This window comes from Paraburkholderia caribensis, assembly GCF_002902945.1.
GTDB classification, from domain to species: domain Bacteria; phylum Pseudomonadota; class Gammaproteobacteria; order Burkholderiales; family Burkholderiaceae; genus Paraburkholderia; species Paraburkholderia caribensis.
Genome location: NZ_CP026101.1, coordinates 1,884,835 through 1,909,492, shown reverse-complemented (window position 1 = coordinate 1,909,492; position 24,658 = coordinate 1,884,835). Strand labels below are relative to the sequence as shown.

Genomic DNA, 24,658 nt, shown 5'->3' with positions numbered 1-24,658 from the left:
GCATCGACTGGACGGCGAAAGCCGTCCCATTGGTGGCACCTTGTGGCCACCCCTTGTGTAGCAAGCGAAACCGAGCGCCGTCTGGCTCGGAATTGCGGCCTTACACGATCGCAGGTCTTAGGACCCGTGAGCGTAATTGCATTGACCTGATTTCCGTCAGGTTCCGCCCGGTTAGCGGCCTCACCTCCGCTAACAAGGCGGATTGAGGTATGTGATTTTAAGGTATGTCGAGCGCAAGCTCGGCGTGTCATTGTTCCAGCCCGCGGCTTAGTGCGGGACAGGGAACCTGCTGTACGACCAGCAGTAGCCTAGGAGAACATGCGTCACTGGTAACGGTGGGGTGTGAAGCTTCTCTGACAACGTAGCCCCCGGATGGTTTTCGGGCGACTGCTTGCCGTGAGGTGGGCATTCGGAGACTCCCAGCAGCAAGGGGGTCGAGGAGCTAGGCTGGCTGATAGGGTTAATGTAAGTGAACTGCTGTTAAACCTCGTTAATAATGCAGTGCCAAAGCTGCTGATAGGCACTAACCAAAAGGTGTGCGGTCGGTCAATCCGCTAGAAGGTCGGATTGCGTCGTCGTTGGACCGTCGGGGAATAGGCAGAACCTACGTCAGTCGTGTGACATGCCGGGAACGCGGTAAGCCCGTATCGTTGCCAGCGCGGTTTGGCTGGCAGGTGGACCGTAAGGAACGCTGTTGACGGTGCGGGTATGGGAGGACGGAAAAAGCGAATGCCGGACTGTAATGGTCCGGATAGGGGTTGGGACATTACCCCACGCGAAAGCGGGCAGACTTCCGTCTGGTCTACCGTCGCAAGATGGCTGACAGACCTTGATGCTTTGGTAGACACGGGCGTTCGCGCTCGTGAGTCGTACATGGATGACATGTGGGCGCATGCGGCCACATTTGTTCAACTGTTGTTCCCCAGCGGGGTGTGTCTACCCCGTTGGGGAAGATGCGCCTTCTGCTGCGGGAATGATCAACCCAAGGTAGGAGAGCAGCATGAAAGTATCCGTCCGAAAGGATGGATCTGCGCTTTCCCACGTGCCTGACAACTGGTACGCCGTAGATTGGCGTCGGGTCGAACGGAACGTGAGAGGGATGCAGATTCGAATTGCGAAGGCGACGCGGGAAGGTGACTGGCGCAGGGTGAAAGCCCTGCAACGGATGCTGACCCGCACGTTGTCCGCAAAGTTGTATGCGGTACGACGTGTTACGCAAAACCAGGGTGCGCGAACGGCGGGAGTCGATCGCGAACTGTGGGATTCGCCTGAGAGCCGATGGGAAGCCGTCGGCAGGTTAAAGCGGCGTGGATACAAGCCTCTGCCATTACGGAGAGTCTTTATCCCCAAGGCCAATGGGAAGGAGCGCCCTTTGGGCATTCCGACCATGCGGGACAGGGCGATGCAAGCCCTGTATCTGCTGGCACTGGAGCCGGTGTCGGAATCGACGAGCGACCCGAACTCCTATGGGTTCAGGATTAACCGCTCGACTGCCGATGCCATGTCGCAGATATTCGTCGCTATGTCCCAGAAAGGCTCTGCCAAATGGGTATTGGAAGCGGATATCAAAGGCTGCTTCGACTGGATCAATCACGACTGGTTGATCGCGAATGTCCCAATGGACAGAAGCATTCTGCGGAAGTGGTTGAAAGCTGGCCTGATTTACAAAGGGCAGCTACAGGCGACTGAGGCCGGTACGCCACAGGGAGGAATTATCTCCCCGACGTTGGCTAACGTGACGCTGAACGGGCTGGAACGTGAACTGAATTCGCACCTCGGTGCGAAGCTAGGGATCGCAAAAGCCAAGAAGCTGAAAGTGAATGTGGTGCGGTACGCGGACGATTTCATCATCACCGGTGACTCGAAAGAGGTGCTGGAGAGCGAAGTCCAACCTTGGGTGGAAGCATTCCTTGCTGTTCGGGGACTGCGACTGTCGGAGGAGAAAACGCGCATCACCCATATTGATGACGGTTTCGATTTCCTTGGGTGGAATTTCCGGAAATACTCGGGAAAACTGCTCATCAAGCCGAGCAAGAAAAACGCGCAAGCGTTCTATCGCAAGGTGTCGGAAACGATCAGCGGCAACAAGACGGTGAGGCAGGAGGATCTGATCCGGCTGCTGAACCCGATGTTACGGGGCTGGGCGCAATATCACAGTCCCGTCGTGGCCAAACAGGCGTACAACCGCATGGAGTATCTGGTTTTTCGGAGACTCTGGTGGTGGTCCAAGAGGCGGCATCCGCAAAAGAACGCCCGGTGGGTGGGACAGAAGTATTTCCGCTCAGTTGGCGAACGTCAGTGGGTGTTCGCTGCTCCTGTGGTTTGGAAAGACGGCAGCAAGGGGCTATTTGAGCTATACCAGATCAACGGTACGGTTATCAAACGGCACAAGAAGGTGAAAGGGGACTACCACCCCTTTGATCCGACGTGGGAGCAGTATGGCGAGCAGTTGCGTCAGGAACGCATGTGGGAATCCGTGCGGTACCGGAAGCAATGGGCGACGCTATTTATGTCACAGAGCGGGTTGTGTGCGCACTGTGGTTGTGCTCTGACGGACGACACCGGCTGGCACGATCATCATCTGGAATATCGGATGCATGGCGGGTCGGACGCGTTGTCCAACCGGGTACTGCTTCACCCGCACTGCCACCAGCAAGTGCACGCTGGTAGACTTGTAGTAGCGAAGCCGGTCCCGTTATAAACGGGGCGTTGTTTGTAGGCTCGAGCTGTATGCGGTGAAAGTCGCACGTACAGTTCCAAGGGGGCCCCTTTTCCGAGAGGAAAGGGGGCTACCCTACAGCCGCCCGGCGGCTCCCTTCAGGTTGGCGCGCTGCCACAAGCCGCGCCCGCAAGGCTGGCGACCGCGCCCGCCGCTGCCAGTGGGGTGCATTGCGGGGTGCTCCGCGGATGCCCGCGGGCTGCCCGGAAAGCGTCGGCGAAAGGCGCCACCCGAAAGCCTGTCCGGCTTCCCGTCGGCCGCGCGCCGACCACGTCCCGTATCATGCTTGCTGCCGGTCCGGCCCGTGCCGCGCGGTCCGGGACTGCCCGCCGCGCAATCCCGTCTCATTGCTTGCCCGCTGCGTGGGGCGAGCGCTCCGTGGTCCCGCTCACCCGGTGGTCCCGCTCATTTACCCAGGACGAAGTGCCCGTCGTGAAACCGATACTCAAATCCAACAAGCTGTTGAACGTCTGCTACGACATTCGCGGGCCCGTTCTCGAGCATGCGAAGCGCCTCGAAGAGGAAGGCCATCGCATCATCAAGCTGAACATCGGCAATCTGGCGCCGTTCGGTTTCGAAGCGCCGGATGAAATCATCCAGGACATGATCCGCAATCTGCCTACGTCGTCGGGCTATTCGGACTCGAAAGGCGTGTTCGCGGCGCGCAAGGCGATCATGCATTACGCGCAGCAGAAGGGCGTGGTGGGCGTCGAGCTGGACGACATCTACATCGGCAACGGCGCGTCCGAGCTGATCGTGATGGCCTTGCAGGCGCTGCTGAACGACGGCGACGAAGTGCTGCTGCCCGCGCCCGACTACCCGCTGTGGACGGCGGGCGTCAGCCTGTCGGGCGGCACGCCCGTGCACTACATCTGCGACGAGTCGAATGCATGGATGCCCGACCTCGACGACATCCGCGCGAAGATCACGCCGAACACGAAGGCGCTCGTCGTCATCAACCCGAACAACCCGACGGGCGCGCTGTACTCGGACGAACTGCTGCTCGGCCTGATCGCGATCGCGCGCGAGCACGGCCTCGTCATTTTCGCGGACGAGGTCTACGACAAGATCATTTATGACGGCAAGACGCACACGTCGATGGCGTCGTTGTCCGAAGACGTGCTCACGGTCACCTTCAACAGCCTGTCGAAGAGCTACCGCTCGTGCGGCTATCGTGCGGGCTGGATGTGGGTGTCGGGGCTGACGGGCGAAAACCGCCGGCGCGCGAAGGACTACTTCGAAGGGCTCGGCATTCTGGCGTCGATGCGGCTGTGCCCGAACGTCCCCGGCCAGTATGCGATCCAGACGGCGTTGGGCGGCTATCAGAGCATCAACGAGCTGATCGCGCCGGGCGGGCGGCTGTACAAGCAGCGCGAACTCGCGTACGACATGCTGACGGCGATTCCCGGCGTCACCTGCGTGAAGCCCGAGGCGGCCCTGTACATGTTCCCGCGTCTGGACCCGAAGCTGTATCCGATCGAAAACGACCAGCAGTTCATTCTGGATTTGCTGCTGGAGGAGCGCGTGCTGCTGGTGCAGGGCAGCGGCTTCAACTGGAAGACGCCGGATCACTTCCGCGTCGTGTTCCTGCCGAACGTCGACGATCTTGCCGATTCGATCAACCGGATCGCGCGCTTCCTCGACGGCTATCGCAAACGCCACGCGGCCTGAGCGCGGATTTTCCGCGCCCCAACCGATTTACCAATCTCTCACTCGACACACACGCTGCATGGAACCGATCAAAGTTGGACTGCTGGGCTTCGGCACGGTAGGCAGCGGCACCTTCACGGTACTGCGCCGCAACCAGGAAGAAATCAACCGACGCGCAGGCCGCGGCATCGAGATTGCGCGCATTGCCGTGCGCAATCCCGCCAAGGCGACAGCCGCGCTCGGCAGCGAAGCGGGCACCGTCGCAATCACCGACGACTTCGGTTCGGTCGTCGACGATCCCACTATCGACATCGTCGCTGAAATGATCGGCGGCACGGGCATCGCGCGCGAACTCGTGCTGCGCGCGATCGCGAACCGCAAGCATGTCGTGACGGCCAACAAGGCGCTGCTCGCGGTGCACGGCACGGAAATTTTCGAGGCGGCGCGCGCCAACGGCGTGATGGTCGCGTTCGAGGCGGCCGTCGCGGGCGGCATCCCGATCATCAAGGCGCTGCGCGAGGGCCTGACGGCCAACCGCATCCAGTACATCGCGGGCATCATCAACGGCACGACGAACTACATCCTGTCGGAGATGCGCGACCGCGGCCTCGACTTCGCGACGGCGCTGAAGGCCGCGCAGGAACTCGGCTACGCGGAAGCCGACCCGACCTTCGACATCGAAGGCGTCGACGCCGCGCACAAGGCGACGATCATGAGCGCGATCGCGTTCGGCGTGCCGGTCCAGTTCGACAAGGCCTACGTCGAAGGCATCAGCAAGCTCGCGGCGATCGACATCAAGTATGCGGAAGAACTCGGCTACCGGATCAAGCTGCTCGGCATCGCGCGCCGCGCGGACAACGGCATCGAACTGCGCGTGCATCCGACGCTGATTCCTGCCAAGCGTCTGCTCGCCAACGTCGAAGGCGCGATGAACGCCGTGGTGGTGCACGGCGACGCCGTCGGCACGACGCTGTACTACGGCAAGGGCGCGGGCGCGGAGCCGACGGCTTCCGCCGTGGTCGCCGATCTCGTCGACGTGACGCGCCTGCATACGGCCGACCCGGAGCATCGCGTGCCGCATCTGGCGTTCCAGCCGGACCGTCTGTCGAGCACGCCGATTCTCCCCATCGACGAAGTGACGAGCGGCTACTACCTGCGTCTGCGCGTCGCGGACGTGACGGGCGTGCTGGCCGACATCACGCGCATTCTGGCCGACACGGGCATCTCGATCGACGCGCTGCTGCAGAAGGAATCGGAGCAGGTGGACGTATCGAAGAAGGGCGAGACGGACATCATCCTGATTACGCACGAGACGGTGGAAAAGAACGTCAACGCGGCGATCGCGAACATCGAGGCGCTGAAGACGGTCGTGTCGAAGGTGACGAAGCTGCGCATGGAAGCGCTGAACTGACGCACCGCACACACGTAAAGAGGCTAGCTCATGAATTACATTTCCACGCGCGGCGCCGGCATCGGCGAGCGCCATACGTTTTCCGACATCCTGCTCGGCGGTCTCGCGAAGGATGGCGGCCTGTACTTGCCGAACGAATACCCGAAGGTCTCGGCGGATGAACTCGCGCGCTGGCGCACGTTGCCGTACGCGGATCTCGCGTTCGAAATCCTGCGCAAGTTCAGCGACGACATTCCCGATGAAGACCTGCGCGAGCTCACGCGCCGCACTTACACGGCGCAGGTGTACTGCAACGTGCGCGACGAGGAGAACGCGGCGCAGATCACGCCGCTGAAGACGCTCGGTGTCGAAGGCGGCGCGCCGCTGTCGCTGCTGGAGCTGTCGAACGGTCCGACGCTCGCGTTCAAGGACATGGCGATGCAGCTGCTCGGCAACCTGTTCGAGTACACGCTCGCGAAGCACGGTCAGACGCTGAACATTCTCGGCGCGACCTCGGGCGATACGGGCAGCGCCGCCGAATACGCGATGCGCGGCAAGAAGGGCATTCGCGTCTTTATGCTGTCGCCGCACAAGAAGATGAGTGCGTTCCAGACGGCGCAGATGTATTCGCTGCAAGACCCGAATATCTTCAACATCGCTGTCGAGGGTGTGTTCGACGATTGCCAGGATATCGTGAAGGCCGTATCGAACGATCACGCGTTCAAGGCGCAGCAGAAGATCGGCACCGTCAATTCGATCAACTGGGCGCGCGTCGTGGCGCAGGTCGTGTACTACTTCAAGGGTTACTTCGCGGCGACGAAGAGCAACGACGAGCGCGTGTCGTTCACGGTGCCGTCGGGCAACTTCGGCAACGTGTGCGCGGGGCATATCGCGCGCATGATGGGTTTGCCTGTCGAGAAGCTCGTGGTCGCGACCAACGAGAACGACGTGCTTGACGAGTTTTTCCGGACGGGGATTTATCGCGTGCGCAAGTCGTCGGAGACGTATCACACCAGCAGCCCGAGCATGGACATTTCGAAGGCTTCGAACTTCGAGCGGTTCGTGTTCGATCTGCTTGGGCGCGATCCGGCGCGTGTGTTGCAGTTGTTCCGTGATGTCGAAGAGAAGGGTGGCTTCGATTTGCAGGCGAGCGGCGATTTTGCGCGTGTGCAGGAGTTTGGTTTTGTTTCGGGGCGCAGCAGCCATGACGATCGTGTCGATACGATCCGCGATGTGTTCGAGCAGTACGACACGATGATCGATACGCATACTGCCGATGGCGTGAAGGTGGCGCGTGAGCATCTGCAAGCGGGCATTCCGATGATCGTGCTGGAGACGGCGCAGCCGATCAAGTTCGGCGAGACGATACGCGAAGCGCTGGAGCGGGAGCCGGAGCGGCCGGCGGCGTTCAGTGGGATCGAGGATTTGCCGCAGCGGTTCGTGGTGCTGGCGAATGACGCGGAGCGGGTGAAGGCGTTTGTCGCGGAGAGGACTCGATAAGGGTTTGGTTTTTTTGTTTTTTTTGTCTGCGACGCTCGGTGGGCTTTTTTGGGGTGTGCTGGCATTGGCGTTATGGTTTTGCGCTGGCATCCGCGAATTGTTAGCGCGCTTCACGCGTCGCCCCTGTGCGGGGCGGCACCTACTTTTCTTTGCCGCCGCAAAGAAAAGTAGGCAAAAGAAAGCGGCTCACACCGCCAGCGCTAATTCTTGCCTGAGGGCCCCCAAAGGTTCTTACGCTTCACACGGCAATCACATCATTCCTGCTCGTTGCCAGCGCTCTTGCGGTGCGCCTCACCCGCTTCACGCACCCGCGTGTCAGCATGCCTCACCAGCCAGTCCACGGCTGCCCAGGTGGCAAACTGTGTGTAGGCCGTAGTGCTTCACACGCCTCACTCCGGACCGTTAGCACACGTGTTCCACCCTGTAAGAGCGCCACCCTATACGACGCGACAACCTACACACAGTTTGCCACCTGGGCGGCATATACGATTCGCTGCCGCTTGCCCGGCTACGGGTATTTGAAGCGGGTGAGGCGTTCATTCGAAGCGTTGGCGACGGGCACTGGCCAAGGGCACCGCTGTATGAAGCGTGGGGACGTTGGGGGCCCGTGGGTAAACGTCAAGAATTGGCGGTGTGAGCCGCTTTCTTTTGCCTACTTTTCTTTGCGGCGGCAAAGAAAAGTAGGTGCCGCCCCGCACAGGGGCGACGCGTGAAGCGAGCTAACGATTCGCGGATGCCAGCGCAGACGCCAAACTGCCAGCGCCGACGCCAAACTGCCCGCGCAGACGCCAAACTTGCCACCGCAGCAAACACCACCCCCCCAAAAAAAAGTCAAAAACCAAACCCCCAGCATCGCAGATAAAAAAAACCTGTCCTCCCGCTACAATGATTCTTTCCGAATCGTCCTCACCCGCTCCGATGTCCACACCATCACCTGCGCAGCGCGCACCGATGCTCTCGACCGCCGACGCCCTGGCGACCCTACTAGGCGCCGCCGCGCAGATCGCCGGCAACGAAACGCTGCCAACCCTGGAAGCCATCAACCGCGTACTCGCGTCCGACGTCATCTCGCCGCTCGACGTCCCGCCGATGAACACCAGTTCGATGGACGGCTACGCAGTGCGCGTCGCGGAGCTGTCGCAGGGCGATCGCCGTCTGCCCATCTCGCAGCGCATCCCGGCGGGCCACGCGCCACAGCCGCTCGCCGAAGGCACGGCGGCGCGCATTTTCACGGGCGCAACGGTGCCGCCCGGCGCCGATGCCATCGTGATGCAGGAGCAGACGGAAGCGGCCGGCGACGAAGTGACGATCCTGCACACACCGAAAGCGGGCGAATGGATCACGCAACAGGGCGCCGACATCCGCCAGGGCGCGACAATCCTGCCCGCGGGCACGCGGCTCACGCCGCAGGCGCTGGGACTCGCGGCGTCCGTGGGTTGCGCGAATCTGGACGTGGTGCGGCGCGTGAAAGTCGCCGTCTTCTTCACGGGCGACGAACTGACCATGCCCGGCGAGCCGCTCAAGCCCGGCGCGATCTACAACTCCAACCGCTTCACGCTGACGGGCCTCCTGCACAAGCTCGGTTGCGAAGTGACTGACTACGGCATCGTGCCCGACAAACTCGACGCGACGCGCAAAACGCTGAGTGAAGCCGCGCAAGGTCATGACCTGATCCTCACCTGCGGCGGCGTGTCGGTGGGCGAGGAAGATCACGTGAAACCCGCCGTCGAGGCGGAAGGGCGTCTGTCGATGTGGCAGATCGCGATGAAGCCCGGCAAGCCGCTCGCGTTCGGCGCGATTCGCCGCACGTCGGCGCCCGATGCGCAAAACACCGGCTCGAACGAAACCTTCTTCATCGGCCTGCCGGGTAATCCCGTCTCGACCTTCGCCACGTTTTTGCTATTCGTGCGACCGTTCCTGCTGCGCCTCGCCGGCGTGCGCACGGTGACGCCGCGCGCGCTGTCGCTGCGCGCCGATTTCACCCAGCAAAAGGCCGATCGCCGCAACGAATTCCTGCGCGCGCGCGTCAACGCCGCGGGCGGCCTCGATCTGTTCCCGAACCAGAGTTCCGCCGTGCTGACGTCGACGGTCTGGGGCGACGGCCTGATCGACAATCCGCCGAATCATGCAATCAGCGCCGGCGAGACCGTGCGCTTCATCCCGTTTTCCGAGTTGCTGAACTGAGCATGGCCCCAGGGGCCGCAATTGGGCTGTTACCGACGATGAACATCCAGCTGAAATATTTTGCGAGCGTGCGTGAAGCGCTCGGCCGGTCCCACGAAGTCGTGGATGTGCCCGAAGGCATCGCGACGCTCGGCGACGTGCGTGCGTGGCTGCGCGGGCGGGGCGGCGTGTGGGACGAGACGCTCGCTGAAGGCCGCGCGCTGCGTATGGCCTTCAATCATGTGATGACGAACGAGGACGTGCGTCTCACCGACGGCTGCGAAGTCGCGTTCTTTCCGCCCGTCACGGGCGGCTGAATCAGCCAGCGAGGAACGATATGACCGTCCGAGTCCAGACAGAAGACTTCGACCTGTCGACGGAAGTGGCCGCGTTGCGTGCGCAGAATCCGAAGGTGGGCGCCGTGGCGTGCTTCGTCGGCACGGTGCGCGACATCAACGAAGGCGAAACCGTCCAGGCCATGGAACTCGAGCACTATCCGGGCATGACGGAGAAGTCGCTGGAGGCGATCGTCGACGCCGCGCGCGAGCGCTGGCCGGGCACCGAGGTGTTGATCGTGCACCGCGTCGGCAAGCTGATGCCGCTCGACCAGATCGTGCTGGTCGCGACCACGTCGAAGCATCGCGGGAACGCATTCGCGTCGTGCGAGTTCGTCATGGACTACCTGAAGACCCAGGCGCCGTTCTGGAAGAAAGAGAAGACGGCAAGCGGCGAGCGCTGGGTCGATGCGCGCGTGGCCGACGACGAGGCACTCGCGCGCTGGGGATTGAAATCGCAGAATTCGCGCTGATTCGAAAGCAGATTAAACGTTATTCATTGAACGTTTCAAAAAAATAACGGGTAAGCGTTAATCCCGCGCGAAATGTTAAATCGCGATTCTCGAGTCCCCATTTTCGAATCGCACGATTAATCCTGACCGTTCGATCAGCTTAATCGTCGTCGCGCGATTTACCGATGATTTTTGCCGGAAATGGCTCGCCGCGCGGCTGCGCATGTTCGTCCATGTGCTCGTCGCGCGAGCGGCGGCGCGGCGCGATCCGGTCCAGCAAATCCTGCTGTTCGGCAGGAATCCGATAGTCCCAACCGAACTTGCTCAGCTGCAGGCTCTGCGCGATACGCAGCGCCGGTTCCATGAAGCGCACGGCGGCTGCCGGTTCGTAACGTGACTCGACCGTGTCCAGGAACAGGAACAGCCAGCGGCTGAAGTGGCGCGGTTCGAGGCCCGCGAGCGGCATGTGCGCCTGCTGCACGTTGCCGCGATACTGCTTCGCGCCCAGCACCAGCGATCCCCAAAACACGCACATCTTCGGCAGATGCTCGTCCCAGCGTCCGGCGAGCTTCTGCTCGAATGCGGGGCCGAGCAGCGCGTCGGCGCGTACGCGGTCGTAAAACGCGTAGACCAGCTCGCGGATGTTGTCCTCGGTGGGCTCGGCGTAGCGCGTGGCGAGTGGTTCGATAGCGGGAATATCTGAAGAATTATCGGACTTCATATCTGGAACAAAACTGAGTCGGGGCAAACCCGTCATCGCAAACGTTTTAGGCGCTCGCGCTCTAAAATCAGAAAAAGTGCGCTTAAAAGGAAAGTTACCGTTTATAGTTACGCGAAATAACGAGATAAACGTGGCAATAAGATGTGTTATACACGCATGTTATTGCGCGGCAGCAGTACCGGCGTTAGTGGAGCCGGCGTGAACATTCCGCACGCTGACTCCGTCGCGATTTGCCTTTCAATGAGACTCACAGACTATACCGATTACTCGCTGCGCGTGCTGCTTTACCTCGCGGTTCGTTCCGAAGGACTGGCAACAATCCAAGATATTTCCGATGCCTATGGCATATCGAAGAACCATCTGATGAAGGTGGTTCAGCGGCTCGCCGAACTTGGCTGGGTCGAGACCGTGCGCGGGCGCAATGGCGGTCTGCGGCTGTACGAACATTCGTCGTCGCTGACCATCGGCGAAGTGGTGCGGGCGGCCGAGAACGACTTTGCGCTGGTCGCCTGCTTCAACGGCGCCGACGCAAGCGGCGTGCATCGCGAGTGTGTCATTCAGTCGCAATGCCGGCTGAAGCACGTCTTCGAATCCGCGCGCTCGGCCTTCTTCCGTGAACTCGACAGCTTTACGATCCGCGACATCGCCGAGCCGGCGTCGCCGCTGATGTCGCTGCTCGGGTTGAAGCCCTCGGCCGCCGTCGTGCCGATCGTGCCCGCTGTGTCGACGGGCACCTGAGCGCCTTCGGGTGGAGCAAGCATCGCGTCGCGGAGGTTTCGTCTAACGCTCGCTCGCCCGGTCCGGCGTACGTCGCGCCTCGCGCCCCGCGCCCGGCGCGCCCGCAGGCCTGGACGGCCTGCCGTTCCGAACTGTCGGCTGCCCGCCGGCCATCCGCGCCGGGTCGTGCGTGCGGCTTCGTCCGTCGCTTTCGTACGATCCTGCGCCGGGCTACACTCGGTGGTTGTGCCGGCGGGCTTCCGGCTCCGTTCACGCGTCCCGCACGATCGTGCTGCTGGCGTGTAAATTCTCTCTCCCTGATGCAAAAAAGCGCTTGAAACCGGCAGAAAACGCCTCATTTTGGTGGTAATCGAAATTTGGAGGTCTCCTAGATGAGAGTCGACAAACTCACCACTAAATTCCAGGAAGCGTTGGCCGATGCGCAAAGCCTTGCCGTCGGTCATGACAATCAGTACATCGAGCCCGTCCACCTGCTAGCGGCACTCGTCGCGCAGCAGGACGGCTCCGCGCGCTCGCTGCTGTCGCGCGCCGGTGTGCACGTTCAGGCGCTGCAAACGGCGCTGGCCGACGCCATCACGCGTCTGCCGCAAGTGCAGGGCACGGACGGCAACGTGCAGATCGGCCGCGATCTCACGGGTCTGTTGAACCAGGCCGACAAGGAAGCGCAGAAGATCAACGACACCTACATCGCGAGCGAAATGTTCCTGCTCGCCATCGCCGACGACAAAGGCGAAGCGGGCCGTCTCGCGCGCGAGCACGGCCTGTCGCGCAAGTCGCTCGAAGCGGCCATCGTGGCCGTGCGCGGCGGCGCGCAGGTGCACAGCCAGGACGCCGAAAGCCAGCGCGAAGCGCTGAAGAAATACACGATCGACCTGACCGAGCGCGCCCGCGCGGGCAAGCTCGATCCGGTGATCGGCCGCGACGACGAAATTCGCCGTTCTATTCAGATCCTCCAGCGCCGCACCAAGAACAACCCGGTGCTGATCGGCGAGCCGGGCGTGGGCAAGACGGCCATTGTCGAAGGCCTCGCGCAGCGCATCGTCAACGGCGAAGTGCCCGAGACGCTCAAGGGCAAGCGCGTGCTGTCGCTCGACATGGCGGCGCTGCTCGCGGGCGCGAAGTATCGCGGCGAGTTCGAAGAGCGGCTGAAGGCTGTGCTGAACGACATCGCGAAAGACGAAGGCCAGACCATCGTCTTCATCGATGAAATCCATACGATGGTCGGCGCGGGCAAGGCCGAAGGCGCGATGGACGCGGGCAACATGCTCAAGCCGGCGCTCTCGCGCGGCGAGCTGCATTGCGTCGGCGCGACCACGCTCGACGAATATCGCAAGTACATCGAAAAGGATGCCGCGCTGGAGCGCCGCTTCCAGAAGGTGCTCGTCGACGAGCCGAGCGTCGAAGCGACCATCGCGATCCTGCGCGGCTTGCAGGAGCGCTACGAGCTGCACCACGGCGTCGATATCACCGACCCGGCGATCGTCGCGGCGGCGGAACTGTCGCATCGCTACATCACCGACCGTTTCCTGCCGGACAAGGCCATCGACCTGATCGACGAAGCCGCGTCGAAGATCAAGATGGAAATCGACTCGAAGCCGGAAGAGATGGACCGACTCGATCGTCGCCGCATCCAGCTGAAGATCGAGCGCGAAGCCGTCAAGAAGGAAAAGGACGAAGCGTCGCAGAAGCGCCTGCAACTGATCGAGGAAGAAATCGAGCGGCTCGACCGCGAATATTCGGATCTCGAAGAAATCTGGACGGCGGAAAAAGCGGCCGTGCAGGGCAGCGCGCAGCTGAAGGAAGAGATCGAGAAGACGCGCGCGGAAATCACCCGCCTGCAACGCGAAGGCAAGCTGGAGAAGGTCGCCGAGCTGCAGTACGGCAAGCTGCCGCAACTCGAGGCGCAACTGAAGGCGGTCACCAAGGCCGAAGCGGAAGAGCAGAGCAATCCGACGCGTCCGCGCCTGTTGCGCACGCAGGTCGGCGCCGAGGAAATCGCCGAGGTCGTGTCGCGCGCGACGGGCATCCCCGTGTCGCGCATGATGCAGGGCGAGCGTGAAAAACTGCTGCAGATCGAAGAGAAGCTGCATCAGCGCGTGGTCGGCCAGGACGAAGCGATCAGCGCCGTCGCCGATGCGATCCGCCGTTCGCGTGCCGGTCTGTCGGACCCGAACCGTCCGTATGGCTCGTTCCTGTTCCTCGGCCCGACGGGTGTCGGCAAGACGGAGCTGTGCAAGGCGCTCGCCGCCTTCCTGTTCGACGCGGAAGATCACCTCATTCGCATCGACATGAGCGAGTTCATGGAGAAGCACAGCGTCGCGCGCCTGATCGGCGCGCCGCCGGGATACGTCGGCTACGAGGAGGGCGGTTATCTGACGGAAGCGGTGCGCCGCAAGCCGTACAGCGTGATCCTGCTCGACGAGATCGAGAAGGCGCACCCAGACGTCTTCAACGTGCTGCTGCAGGTGCTCGACGACGGCCGCATGACGGACGGCCAGGGCCGCACCGTGGACTTCAAGAACACGGTGATCGTGATGACCTCGAACCTCGGCTCGCAGGTGATCCAGTCGATGATCGGCCAGCCGGAAGAGACCGTGAAGGATGCCGTCTGGGAGGAAGTGAAGCTGCATTTCCGGCCGGAATTCCTGAACCGGATCGACGACGTCGTCGTGTTCCATGCGCTCGATCGCTCGAACATCCAGTCGATCGCGAAGATCCAGCTGGAGCGCGTGCACGACCGGCTGGCGAAGCTCGACATGCAGCTGGTCGTATCGGATGCGGCGCTGGAACTGATCGGCAAGGTCGGCTATGACCCGCTGTTCGGCGCGCGGCCGTTGAAGCGCGCGATCCAGCAGGAGATCGAGAACCCCGTCGCGAAGCTGATTCTGGCCGGCAAGTTCGGTCCGAAGGACGTGATCCCCGTCGAGGTCGAGAACGGCAAGCTCGTGTTCGAGCGGGTCGTGCACTAAGGCGTCAGTGGAACCGAGCGTCGAAGGTCGACGCCTGGGTTCCGGTGCAAAGCAAAAAGGGCAACGAAGTGATTCGTTGCCCTTTTTTTATACTCAGCGCGTCAAAGAGGCCGCGTGTGGCGAACCGCGGCGTTCAGGCATTCTTGTTGCCGAACAGCCCCGCAAGCTGGCCGAGTGCGCCCAATGCGCCCGACACGCCGCCTGCATCGAGCTTGCCGTCGGCGGGCACTTCGCCGTTCGGCGTCGCGGCGTTGATGACGTGCGGCAGGACTTGCGACAGCAGCCCCGTCACCATCGAAGGTTCGACGCCGACTTTTGCCGCCATATTGGTAACAGCTTCGGAGCCGAGCACGTTATGCAGCGTGTCGGCGGCGATTGGCTGGTTTTCGCCCGTGCCGACCCACGAGCCTATGATGTCGCCCGCGCCGTTTTGCTGGAAGCGCTGGATCAGGCCGTTCAGGCCACCCGGCTGGTTGTTGACGAATTCGAGTGCGGCGGCGATCAGCGCAGCCTGGCCACCGCCCTGCGGCGAGTTGCCGCCGCCGAGCATGGAACCGAGGGAGTCGAGTAGGCTCATGACAATCTCTCTTGAGAAGCCGGTGCGACGCGGGGGAAGCGTGCGCCGGCGGGGAACGGAACGCCGCGCGGAGCGCGGCACCAATAGTGACAGCAATGGCCGTCGATATAGGCGTGAGGCAGTGCGGCGACGGGACGCGGCCGGATTGCGCGTCCTTATACGCCCGACGCAGCGGACGCAGCCTTGCTCTTCTTCGATTTCTTCGACTTCGAAGCCGTTGTGTCCGACGCGGTGGCAGGCGCGGACGCCGCCGCAGCCGCATCGGCCTTGCTCTTCTTCGACTTCGACGCCTTGCCGCCCGAGGCGGCCTCGGCAGGCGCCGGGGTTTGCGCCGTGGTCGCGGCGGGTGCGGGTGCGGACTTCGACATCGTGCCCGCCGGCGCCTTGGCGGGTGCGCCTGTCGGCGGCGCCGACGAGCCGTTGATCGTCAGGCCAGCCGCTTCGAGATTCTTCACCGACTTTTGCCCGATGCCCTTGACCCGGTTGGCGAGGTCGTCGGCATCCTTGAATGGGCCATTTTTGGTGCGTTCGTCGATGATCGCCTTGGCATGGACGGGGCCGATGCCCTTGACCGATTCAAGCGCGGCCTGGTCGGCGGAATTGACTTCGACAGCGGCCGCCAATCCCGCCGACAGCGACAGGACGAGCACGGCGATCAGCATCAACAGCTTTTTCAACATGGCAATCACTCCATTGAGGGCAAACAGGTAGCCGGGAACGGACGACGCTTCCATTTGAGCAAGCACTGCGTTCAAGCATAGGACAATTTGCTGTCCTCTTTCACCGAACGGCGCGAGACGAGGCGCGAATCGGCCGATTTATACCGTTCGCATCATGACAAGGCAATGCAAGCTCACCAAATTTAAAGCTTTTGCCCGTTCGTTGTGCTGTCTTGCAGCGGGGATGTCAGAGGAGTTTGAGCGGGCTGTGACGCCGCGCGGGCGTGTGCCGTACCCGGCTTGCCGGCGCGCGGCGGCACGGCCTGGTGCGCGGTCGCGCCGCGCACCTCGAAGCGCACCGAATCGGCGCTCGAGCCATCCGCATTGACGAGTTCGAGCACATGGCGTCCCGGCCACGGCAGCCACAGCACGCGTGCTTCGCCGCCGATCGGCTTGCCGTCGAGGCGCCAGTTGGCGCGCCCCGACGCGCCGCTCGCGCGTTCGAACACGACCCGCTGGCGTGTGGCGGGAATGTCGGGATCGAGCGCGAACAGCGTGCCGTCCGTCGGCGAGCCGATGCGCGGCGCGGCATTCGAAGCCGAAGCGGCCGCCTTGCCCGATGCGCGCGCGACGTCGCTCGCGTCGTCGGATGAAACGGCGTTCGCAGCCAGCCCGACTGTCTGCGTTTGCGTGCCGTCGACGAACCACTCGTTGCGCGCGGGCTCGATATTGCCGTCGAAGCGCACGCGCGTCTGCACGACACCTGCCGGCGCACGCGGCGCGACGCTCGGCACGCGCCGGTGCAGATAGCCGACGATAGCGGCCCAGATCGGCGCCGCACCCGTCACGCCGGACACGTCCCACATCGGCTGGCCATCCGCGTTGCCGACCCACACGCCGACCGTGTAGCGCGACGTATAGCCGACTGTCCAGTTGTCGCGCATGTCCTTGCTGGTGCCCGTCTTCACAGCCGAGAAAAAGCGCGTCGCGAGCGGACTGTCGAAGCCGAACGTGCGCGTGCGCGCATTGTTGTCGGACAGAACGGTTGTGATGATGTAGCTCGCGTCGGCGCTGAACACGCGTTGCCGCGCGAGCGGGGCGGGCGGCGTGCGGCGCGGCAGGTCGACAGCCGGCGCGGCGAGCCCGCCGTTGGCCAGCGCGCGATACGCATTGGTCAGCGACAGCAGCGTCACATCCGCGCTGCCGAGCGCCAGGGAGTAGCCGTAGTAGTCGCCGCTTTGCTCGAGCGGCAAGCCGAGCGCGGTGAGCGTCTTCGCGAAGCGATGCGGCGTGACCATCACGAGCGTGCGCACGGCAGGCACGTTCAGCGACGAGCCGAGCGCCGTGCGCACGCTGACCCAGCCCTTGAAGTCCTTGTCGTAGTTTTGAGGTATATACAGGCCGCCGCCCGCCGCCAGATCGAGTGGCGCGTCGTCGAGCAGCGAGGCCGTGGTGAGGCGCCGTTCGTCGATGGCCTGTGCATAGAGGAACGGCTTGAGCGTCGAGCCCGCCTGGCGGCGCGCGAGCACGCCATCGACATCGCGCGCGCCCGACAGTCCACCCGACGAGCCGACCCACGCAAGTACTTCGCCCGTCGCGTTATCGAGTACGACCACGGCGCCGTCGTGCACGTTGCGCGGATGCGCGGGCGCGTTTAGTTCGACCAGCGTGCGCGTGAGCGTATCGCTTGCGAAGCGCTGGAGTTTCGCGTCGAGCGTGCTCGTCACGCGCGCGCCCGCAACGGGATGCGTTTCGCTCGCGATGCGCCGCGCGACGTGCGGCGCGAGCGTCGGCGCATCGGGGGAGACGGACAGCCACGCGGGAGCAGGGCGCGCGAACGCGAGTTGCACGAAGGCCGCGAGATTCACGCAGCGCTCGGGCGCCTGCATGTCGCGCAGGATGCGGCATGCGCGTTCGCCGACCTTGGCGTACGGCGCATTCGGCGCACGGATCAGTGCGGCGGCGACGGCGGCCTCGCGTTCGTCGAGACCGGAAGGCGCCTTGCCGAACAGCGTGATCGACAGCGCGGACAGGCCGATCGTCTCGCCGCGAAACGGCACGAGGTTCAGATACGCTTCGAGAATCTGATCCTTGCGCCATGTGTGTTCGAGCCATAGCGCGCTGACGGCCTGATTCGCCTTCTGCGCGATCGAGCGTTGCCCCGAACGCTCCCGGTCGTCGTTGAGCAGACCGGTCAGTTGCATCGTGACCGTCGACGCGCCGCGCGTGCGCGTATTCCACAGATTCGCCCACGCGGCGGCCGCCGCGCCGCGCCAGTCGACGCCGCTGTGTTCATAAAAGCGCTTGTCTTCCGATACGACGATCGCTTCGCGCAGCGCCGGCGAGACGTCCGCCAGCGCGACCCAGTCGCCGCGCCGCTCGGTTTTGTCGATGCGCGTGCGTTGCAGCGGCACGCCGTCGCGCGACAGCAGCAGCCAGTCGGAGCTGCGCCATTGCGTGCGTACATCGTCGAACGCGGGCAGCGCGCGCGCGGCGAGCGGCTCGGCAAGCAACAGGGCGCACAGCGCGATGCGCGCAAACGCGATGCGCCCGCTCCGCCATTTGGGCAGAGCATGGCAGCCTATCGCATCCGTGCATTCACGCATCACGCGTTCTCCTTACTTCGCAGCCGCCGCCGGCTTCACGACGACGGCGGCATTCGGCAGCGCGCCGAACGTCGACGGCGCGTAGAGCGCTTCGACGCGCGTCGGCGGCAGACCGAACGTGCCGACGTTGTTCAGCCGCACCGTGTACTCCACCGAGAACTTGCCCTTCGGCACGTAATCGTAGTACGCGCGATAGCCGTCGAAACCGCGTTCGACAAAGGCCGGCCACGCCTCGCCCTTCGACTTCTCGCCTTGTGTCGCGGCTTCCGAATCGCGGCCGAGGCCCGAGCCGAGTATCGTCGCGCCCGCCGGAACGGGGTCGTTGACGACGACCCAGGTCATGTCCGTTTGGGCGTCGATGTCCAGATGCACGCGCACGATATCGCCGCGCGTGTTCACGCCCTTCACGGCGGGATCCATCGGCGTGACCGTCTTCGTGATCCGGTAGCCGGCGGCGAACGGCGCTTTCAGCGCGACGGCGGCGAGGCTTTCGATGGTCGCCCACGGCTTGCCCGTGCCGTCGTGCGTCAGCGTCAACGACACGGGCGCGCTGCGCGTTTCGGGCGGCCACGGCAGCAACTGGCTGCGCGTATCGGCCGTCTTCGTGACGGCCGTTGCGGATGCATAGTTCGCGGCGGCGGCAGCGGGCTGGCCCCACGAAATCGTCTTGTCCGTCGAGCCGAGTTGCAGCTTCGTCTGCCCCGTCACGGGCACGTTCTCGAACACCTGCGAGAAGCGCTGTACGGCAATCGATCCCCACAGGTTGGCCGTCGTCGTCTGCCATGCGCCGTTCTTCTGCAACGCCAGCAGTCCCGCGACGAGGCGCGGCATCTCGTCCTTCCAGCCGGGCATATCGACGAACGTGAGCGCCGTGCGCGCCGCATTGGTCTCCGTGCCCGACATCAGCCACCACAGATCGTCGTTGTCGGCTGTCGAGAAGGTGAGGCGCGTGCCCTGATACATGAGCCGCGCGCGGATGATCTGCTCGGCCTGCGCGAGCTTGTCGTCGCGTTGTGGAATGTCCTTCACGCGCGACAGCACCGCGTAGTAGTCGAGCACGGCCGAGGTCGGCCACTGGTTCGGCGCAATTTCGATCGAGCCGAGCATGCTCGCGCGCGCGGCGCCGTGACGCGACAGCGCTTCGAGCGCGGCGAGCTTGCGCAGATCGAGATCCTTGCGCGGTGCCCAGAAGTTGCGTTCGAGCCGGCCTTCGACAAAGCTGACCAGACCGCCTTCGAGCTTCGCGCGCAAATCGTCGGGCAGCGCGAAGCGCGGGTCGAGCTTCGCGGCTTCGTCCGTCACGGACAGCAGATACGCGGTGAGCGTGGTGCTGCCCGTGTTGCCGCTGTCGTCGCCGGGCGGGAAGTAATTCGCGAGACCGTCCTTGTCGAGATAGACGGGCATGCGCGCGAGCACGCCTTGCCAGCGTGCCGGGTCGCGCAAGCCGAGCGCAACCGACGTCTGCTGTTCGAGGCAGCTATACGGATAGCGCTCGAACCAGCGGCGCACGCCCGGCATGCCGTCCGACAGCTTCGATTGCAGCGACACGGCGATGCCGCCGCGCAACGCGCCCGCTTGCGTGGCCGTGGCGTTCGGCGGCGCGGCGACGGGCAGCGAGAACGTGCCGTCGACCTGCGTGAGCGTTGCCTGCTGCACGGTGATGGGAATCGCGGTCGTCACGCGTTGCGTGACCTTGAGCGCGTCCGTCGCGTGCGATGCGCCTTGTTCCGCTGCGCCGATGTTCCAGGTCAACGCAGCGGGGTTTGCCTCCGAAAGACCGTCGGGCGGCGTGACCGTCCAGGCGACTTCGCGTGCCGAATCGGCGGCGATATCGACGGTTTGCGCTTGCAACGACAGGCCCGGCACGTTCGGCGTGACGACCACTTTCATCGCGCGCGTGGTCGTGTTGCGCACCGTGAACTGCGCGCGGAACTGGTCGCCTTCGCGCACCAGCGGCGGCAAGCCGGAGATCAGTTGCAGGTCCTGCGTGCTGCGGATCGATGCGCTGCCCGTGCCGAACGTGCCGTCGCCGACGGCCGCGATCGCCACGATACGGAAGCTCGTCAACGCGTCGTTGAGCGGCACGTCGACGGACGCTTCGCCGTTCGCATCGAGCGTCACGCGCGGGTTCCACAGCAGCAGCGTGTCGAACAGTTCGCGCGTCGAGCTGTGTCCACCGCCGCCGCCAGCGGGCACGGCCTTGCGGCCGAAATGCCGGCGTCCGACAATCTCCATCTGCGCAGTCGACGTTTCGACGCCATACGCGCGCCGTTGCAGCATCGCGTCGAGCACGTCCCAGCTGTTGTTCGGCATCAGTTCGAGCAGCGCTTCGTCGACAGCGGCGACGGCGATCTGCGTGCCGGCGGGCGCGGGCTTGCCGCCGGGCATTTGCACCCGCAGCTTCACATGCGCCTTGCCGCGCACCGTGTACGACTTCGCGTCGGGCGTGACTGTCACAGCCAGTTTGTGCGCGGCCGTGCCGACCTTGATCTCGGCCAGACCGTAGCGGAACGCGGGCTTCGACAGATCGACGAGCGGTGTCGGCGCTTCGTAGTAGCGGCCTTCGTACCAGAACGCGCGTGCCCATTCGAGCGGCGCCTTCCAGCCCCACGTGAAGAACGAGTACCACGGCACTTCGCGGATGCGTCCGCGCAGCGCGAGCACCGACACATACACGTTCGGCCCCCACGCTTCGCTCACTTTCAGCTCGACAGTCGGGTCCTTGCCGTCCAGTTTCACGACATGGGTTTCGACGATGCCTTCACGCTCGACGGCGACGAGCGCGGTCGCGAAGCGGAACGGCATGCGTACCTGGAAGCGCGCCGTTTCGCCGGGTTCGTAGGCGCTTTTTTCGGGCAGCACGTCGATGCGGTCGGTGTTTTCGCCGCCGAACCACAGGTCTTCCTCACGCGTGACCCACACGGAAGTCGTGGCCGTCGATGCATGGCCCTCGCCGTCCTTCGCGGTGACGACGAGATCGACGTTGCCCGCTTCCTTAAGCTTCGCGTCGCAGGTCATCAGGCCGTGGTCGTCGCTCTTGCCGCTGCACAGCGTGCCGAGGTCTTTGGTTTCCGTGTGGTTGTCGTACGCATAGAAGCCGCCGACCATGCGCTTTCTCGACGTGATCGTGATACGCGCGATGCCGCGCACCTCGAGCGGCACGCCCGCGCGCGGCTTGCCTTGCAGATCGACGGCGAGCGCCTTAACGGGCACCGCATTGCCGACCGACACCCATTGCCCCGACTTCACGCCCGCGACGACGGCGGCGGGCCACAGCGTCGCGTTGCCGCTGATGGTCTGCACTTCGCCGTTCGGATCGGCGAAGGTCGCTTCGAGCGCGAGACGTTTCGGCGCATCCACTTGCGGCAGATTCTTCAGGCTCAGGCTGCCCGCTCCGTTGCGATCGAGCGTAACGGGTTCCTTGTCGGCGACCAGCTTGGACGTGTCGTCGTCGGCCGCCTGTTCGCTTTCTTCGTCATTGGACGACGCGTTGGCGTCGTTGCGTTTTTTGTACGGCGCGAAGCTGAACTCCGGATACGTGCCGGCGAAAGCGGGCGTCGTGCTCTTCATCAGCGCCGAGACCTGCACGGGCAGGCCCGACGCGCCGCCGCCAGACATGTAGTCGATCTGCAGCGTGACGGGCGCTTCGCTCGCGGCAACGAGCGGGTGGTTCTTTTCGTCGCGTACGGCGATCGAGCCTTTGAATACGGGCAGGCGAAATTCTTCGACGCGGAAGCTGCCCGACGAATAACGATGGCGGGCCGAGTCGGCGCTGCTGTCGTCGTCGCTGTCGTTGTTCGATGTGTCGTCGTTCGATGCCGCGCTTGCATCGCCGTCATCGAGCGACACGCTGTATTCGCCGAGCTTCGCCGCGGCGGGAATCGCGAAGGTCGAGTCCGCCGTGTGATCGGCGCTCCATTTCAGCGGCATATGCCAGCTCTGTCCGCTGCCGAGATGGCGGATCGTCAGGCGCGTGGGGTAGGTCTTCGGGAAAGCGAGGCCGTGCATCGTCTCGACGCGGATCATGTGCTTCATCGACACCGTCTCACCCGCGCGCAACAGCGTGCGGTCGAACACGGTATGCGCGCGCACGGTCTGCTCGATGCTCGTGTCGGTCGGCACGTTGAAGCGCCACGCTTCGATGCCGCGATTCCAGTCGGAGCGCACAAAGGCCATGTCGTGACCCGTCTTCGGATCGTCGATGCGCGCCGACACGAAGAAGCCTTCGAAGCTGTCTTCGCTGCATTCGTTGCGCGACGTCAGCGACTGGTTGATGGTCAGCACGCCGTGCGCGTCGGTCTTGCCCGATGCAAGCTCGTCGCCGTTGCAGTCGCTCACGTGCACGTCGGCGTTCGGCACGGGCTGGCCCTTGTCGAGCGTCGTCACCCACACGACGCTATTCTCGCGGCCTTGCTTGAAGTGCACGCCGAGGTTCGTGACGAGCACGGCCGTGCGCACGTACATCGGCGCCTGCTTGCCGAGCAGCGATGCGCCGAGCGCTGGCGACGCGAGTTCGATCACATAGAAGCCCGGTTTCGTCACGGGCACGCCGACTACTTCGAAAGGCCGCAGCGCTTTCGGATCGGCCTTCGGCAGCGCGAGCGTTTCGACGTTCGCTTGACCCGCGAGCAGCGACAGCGAACGTACGTCGATCAGCGGATTCTTGCGGTTCTCGGCTGGGTCCGAGTCCTCGGCCCGGCGCGGCACGATCACGGGATGCGGATTGTGCGCGAGCAGTTGCGGCATCTGCTGGTTGATCGACTGGCGGTCCATCATGAAGCCGTCGAAACGGTCGACGTTGCGCATCCAGCGGCGAATATCGCCGTCGGCGTCGACGCGCAACTTCGTGAACTGCGCGTTGCCCGCATTGAGCCCCGCGATATGCAGATCGGCCTCGACGTTGCGCAGCGTGACGGGCACGAGCGCGGGCATGCCCGGTTCCGCGAAACGCTCGATGATGCCGAACGTGCCCGACGAAAACTTCGCAAGCGGCGGCATCGGCGCCGTCGCGGTCTTCAGCGGAAAGAGGTCCGCGTTGCTCAGCGCGCGGCCGCTGACGTCCTTGAGATTCGCAGGAAGCTCGATGGTCAGATCGGTGCGCTCAGGCAGCGGCGCGGCGAATTCGACGGTGCTGGTTTGCGGGTCTTTGTCGTCAGGGGAGAAGCCTGGCTTGATCTCGCCGTTCGGCCCCTTGATGCGAATCTTTTCCGCATCGGTGCGCAGGATGGGCGCGTTGAACTGGACGCGCAGCGGACGCAACGGCGTGCAAGGCGCCTTCGCGTTCTCGCGCTCGCAACTGAAGCTCGCGGCAAAGGGTTCGCGCACGTTGAAGTCGAAGCGGCGCTCGACGTCGTTGGCAATGCCGCTCGGACTCGCGACGCCCTTGCCGTAGACGAGTTGCGCCTTCGTGCCGGACGGCAGCGTCTGCTGGCATTGCAGCGTCAGCACGCGGGCCGCTTCCTTCTGCAGACGGAAGCGCTTGAGCAGTTCGGTGCGCGTGGCGGCATCGACGTTCTTCACGGGAATCCGGTTGCCCAGGCCGCTCGATTCGCACCACACGTGCTGTCGCACCGACGCATCCGTCGCCGGACCGTTGAGCCGTACGACGAACGCCTGGTCTTCCTCGATTTCGCCGCCGTAGGGCTGCACGTTCTGCACGAACGGGCCGCCTGTTTCGAACGTGTAGTGACGCGGGCCCGTCAACGCCTGGCCCGCCGACGATTTCAACCCGTCGTTCAGATCGACCGAGCAGGCGACGCCGGGCGGCAGATCGGCGGTGAAGTCCCATGCCCAGGTTTTGCCGTCGATCCAGCGCGGCTGGCCGGCACTCGCCGATGCGTCGTTGCACTTGATACGCGCGGGCGCGGGCAGATCGGGGGCGCCGAACGCGACCATTGATTCGTCGAACTTGACGACCACCTGGCGCACCTGCGCGACCTTGCCTTGTGGCGTGACCTGCGTGATGCGCGCTGCATCGGCGTGCCATGTGACGCTGATGAGGAAACCGAGCATCGCAGCCGCTGCGGCTGCCCATATCGCTTGACGTTTGACGGTGCCGCTTTGCATCGACTGCGCTCCCGGTTTCATTTTTCTTTCGGATGGGAGCCGATTCTAACTGACGCTTTCGACGTTCCCAACCTGCTTCACAGGTAGGATCACGCTTGAATCCCACGCATTGT

At 63.8% G+C, this 24,658-nt stretch carries 14 protein-coding genes; 9 read left to right on the top strand and 5 right to left on the bottom strand.

Going from position 1 to position 24,658, the window contains the following annotated elements:
* Positions 1 to 1,000 precede the first annotated feature (1,000 nt).
* From ltrA to moaE, 7 genes are all read left to right on the top strand, one after another.
* Complete coding sequence (gene ltrA / locus C2L66_RS08425; RefSeq protein ID WP_060600702.1) at positions 1,001 to 2,701, top strand: group II intron reverse transcriptase/maturase; 1,701 nt, start codon at positions 1,001 to 1,003, stop codon at positions 2,699 to 2,701.
* Between the two features lie 441 nt (positions 2,702 to 3,142).
* Complete coding sequence (locus tag C2L66_RS08420) at positions 3,143 to 4,390, top strand: pyridoxal phosphate-dependent aminotransferase (RefSeq protein WP_054930389.1); 1,248 nt, start codon at positions 3,143 to 3,145, stop codon at positions 4,388 to 4,390.
* A gap of 58 nt (positions 4,391 to 4,448) precedes the next feature.
* Positions 4,449 to 5,780: a homoserine dehydrogenase gene (locus tag C2L66_RS08415; protein WP_054930390.1), complete on the top strand. Its 1,332-nt coding sequence runs from the start codon at positions 4,449 to 4,451 to the stop codon at positions 5,778 to 5,780.
* A gap of 30 nt (positions 5,781 to 5,810) precedes the next feature.
* Positions 5,811 to 7,259, top strand: a complete 1,449-nt coding sequence (thrC, locus tag C2L66_RS08410; protein ID WP_060600705.1) for a threonine synthase — start codon at positions 5,811 to 5,813, stop codon at positions 7,257 to 7,259.
* Between the two features lie 918 nt (positions 7,260 to 8,177).
* Complete coding sequence (locus tag C2L66_RS08405; protein WP_176056860.1) at positions 8,178 to 9,443, top strand: molybdopterin molybdotransferase MoeA; 1,266 nt, start codon at positions 8,178 to 8,180, stop codon at positions 9,441 to 9,443.
* A 38-nt stretch (positions 9,444 to 9,481) separates the two neighbouring features.
* Positions 9,482 to 9,739 (top strand): molybdopterin converting factor subunit 1, encoded by a 258-nt coding sequence (gene moaD, locus C2L66_RS08400; protein WP_054930394.1) that lies wholly within the window; start codon positions 9,482 to 9,484, stop codon positions 9,737 to 9,739.
* A gap of 20 nt (positions 9,740 to 9,759) precedes the next feature.
* Positions 9,760 to 10,230 carry a molybdopterin synthase catalytic subunit MoaE gene (gene moaE, locus C2L66_RS08395; RefSeq protein WP_054930395.1) on the top strand — a complete coding sequence of 157 codons (471 nt, stop codon included), beginning with the start codon at positions 9,760 to 9,762 and terminating at the stop codon, positions 10,228 to 10,230.
* Positions 10,231 to 10,369: 139 nt separating this feature from the next.
* On the opposite strand, the gene C2L66_RS08390 is transcribed toward moaE, so the two are convergent.
* Positions 10,370 to 10,930, bottom strand: coding sequence for a group III truncated hemoglobin (locus tag C2L66_RS08390; RefSeq protein ID WP_060600706.1), 561 nt, complete (start codon positions 10,928 to 10,930; stop codon positions 10,370 to 10,372).
* A 240-nt stretch (positions 10,931 to 11,170) separates the two neighbouring features.
* Between C2L66_RS08390 and C2L66_RS08385 the strand changes: the two genes are divergently transcribed.
* Together C2L66_RS08385 and clpB are read left to right on the top strand one after the other, a co-directional pair.
* Entirely contained in the window at positions 11,171 to 11,668 is a 498-nt protein-coding gene (locus C2L66_RS08385) for an Rrf2 family transcriptional regulator (RefSeq protein ID WP_054930397.1), read from the top strand.
* A gap of 371 nt (positions 11,669 to 12,039) precedes the next feature.
* A complete protein-coding gene (clpB, locus tag C2L66_RS08380) occupies positions 12,040 to 14,637 on the top strand; it encodes an ATP-dependent chaperone ClpB (RefSeq protein ID WP_054930398.1) in 2,598 nt (865 codons plus the stop codon).
* A gap of 133 nt (positions 14,638 to 14,770) precedes the next feature.
* On the opposite strand, the gene C2L66_RS08375 is transcribed toward clpB, so the two are convergent.
* The 4 genes from C2L66_RS08375 to C2L66_RS08360 all read right to left on the bottom strand — a co-directional run bounded on the left by C2L66_RS08375 (position 14,771) and on the right by C2L66_RS08360 (position 24,545).
* Entirely contained in the window at positions 14,771 to 15,214 is a 444-nt protein-coding gene (locus tag C2L66_RS08375) for a YidB family protein (protein ID WP_054930399.1), read from the bottom strand.
* Between the two features lie 155 nt (positions 15,215 to 15,369).
* Positions 15,370 to 15,894, bottom strand: coding sequence for a ComEA family DNA-binding protein (locus C2L66_RS08370; protein WP_054930407.1), 525 nt, complete (start codon positions 15,892 to 15,894; stop codon positions 15,370 to 15,372).
* Between the two features lie 182 nt (positions 15,895 to 16,076).
* Complete coding sequence (gene pbpC / locus C2L66_RS08365) at positions 16,077 to 18,479, bottom strand: penicillin-binding protein 1C (protein WP_060600709.1); 2,403 nt, start codon at positions 18,477 to 18,479, stop codon at positions 16,077 to 16,079.
* A gap of 12 nt (positions 18,480 to 18,491) precedes the next feature.
* Positions 18,492 to 24,545: an alpha-2-macroglobulin family protein gene (locus C2L66_RS08360; protein ID WP_060602656.1), complete on the bottom strand. Its 6,054-nt coding sequence runs from the start codon at positions 24,543 to 24,545 to the stop codon at positions 18,492 to 18,494.
* Positions 24,546 to 24,658: the final 113 nt, after the last annotated feature.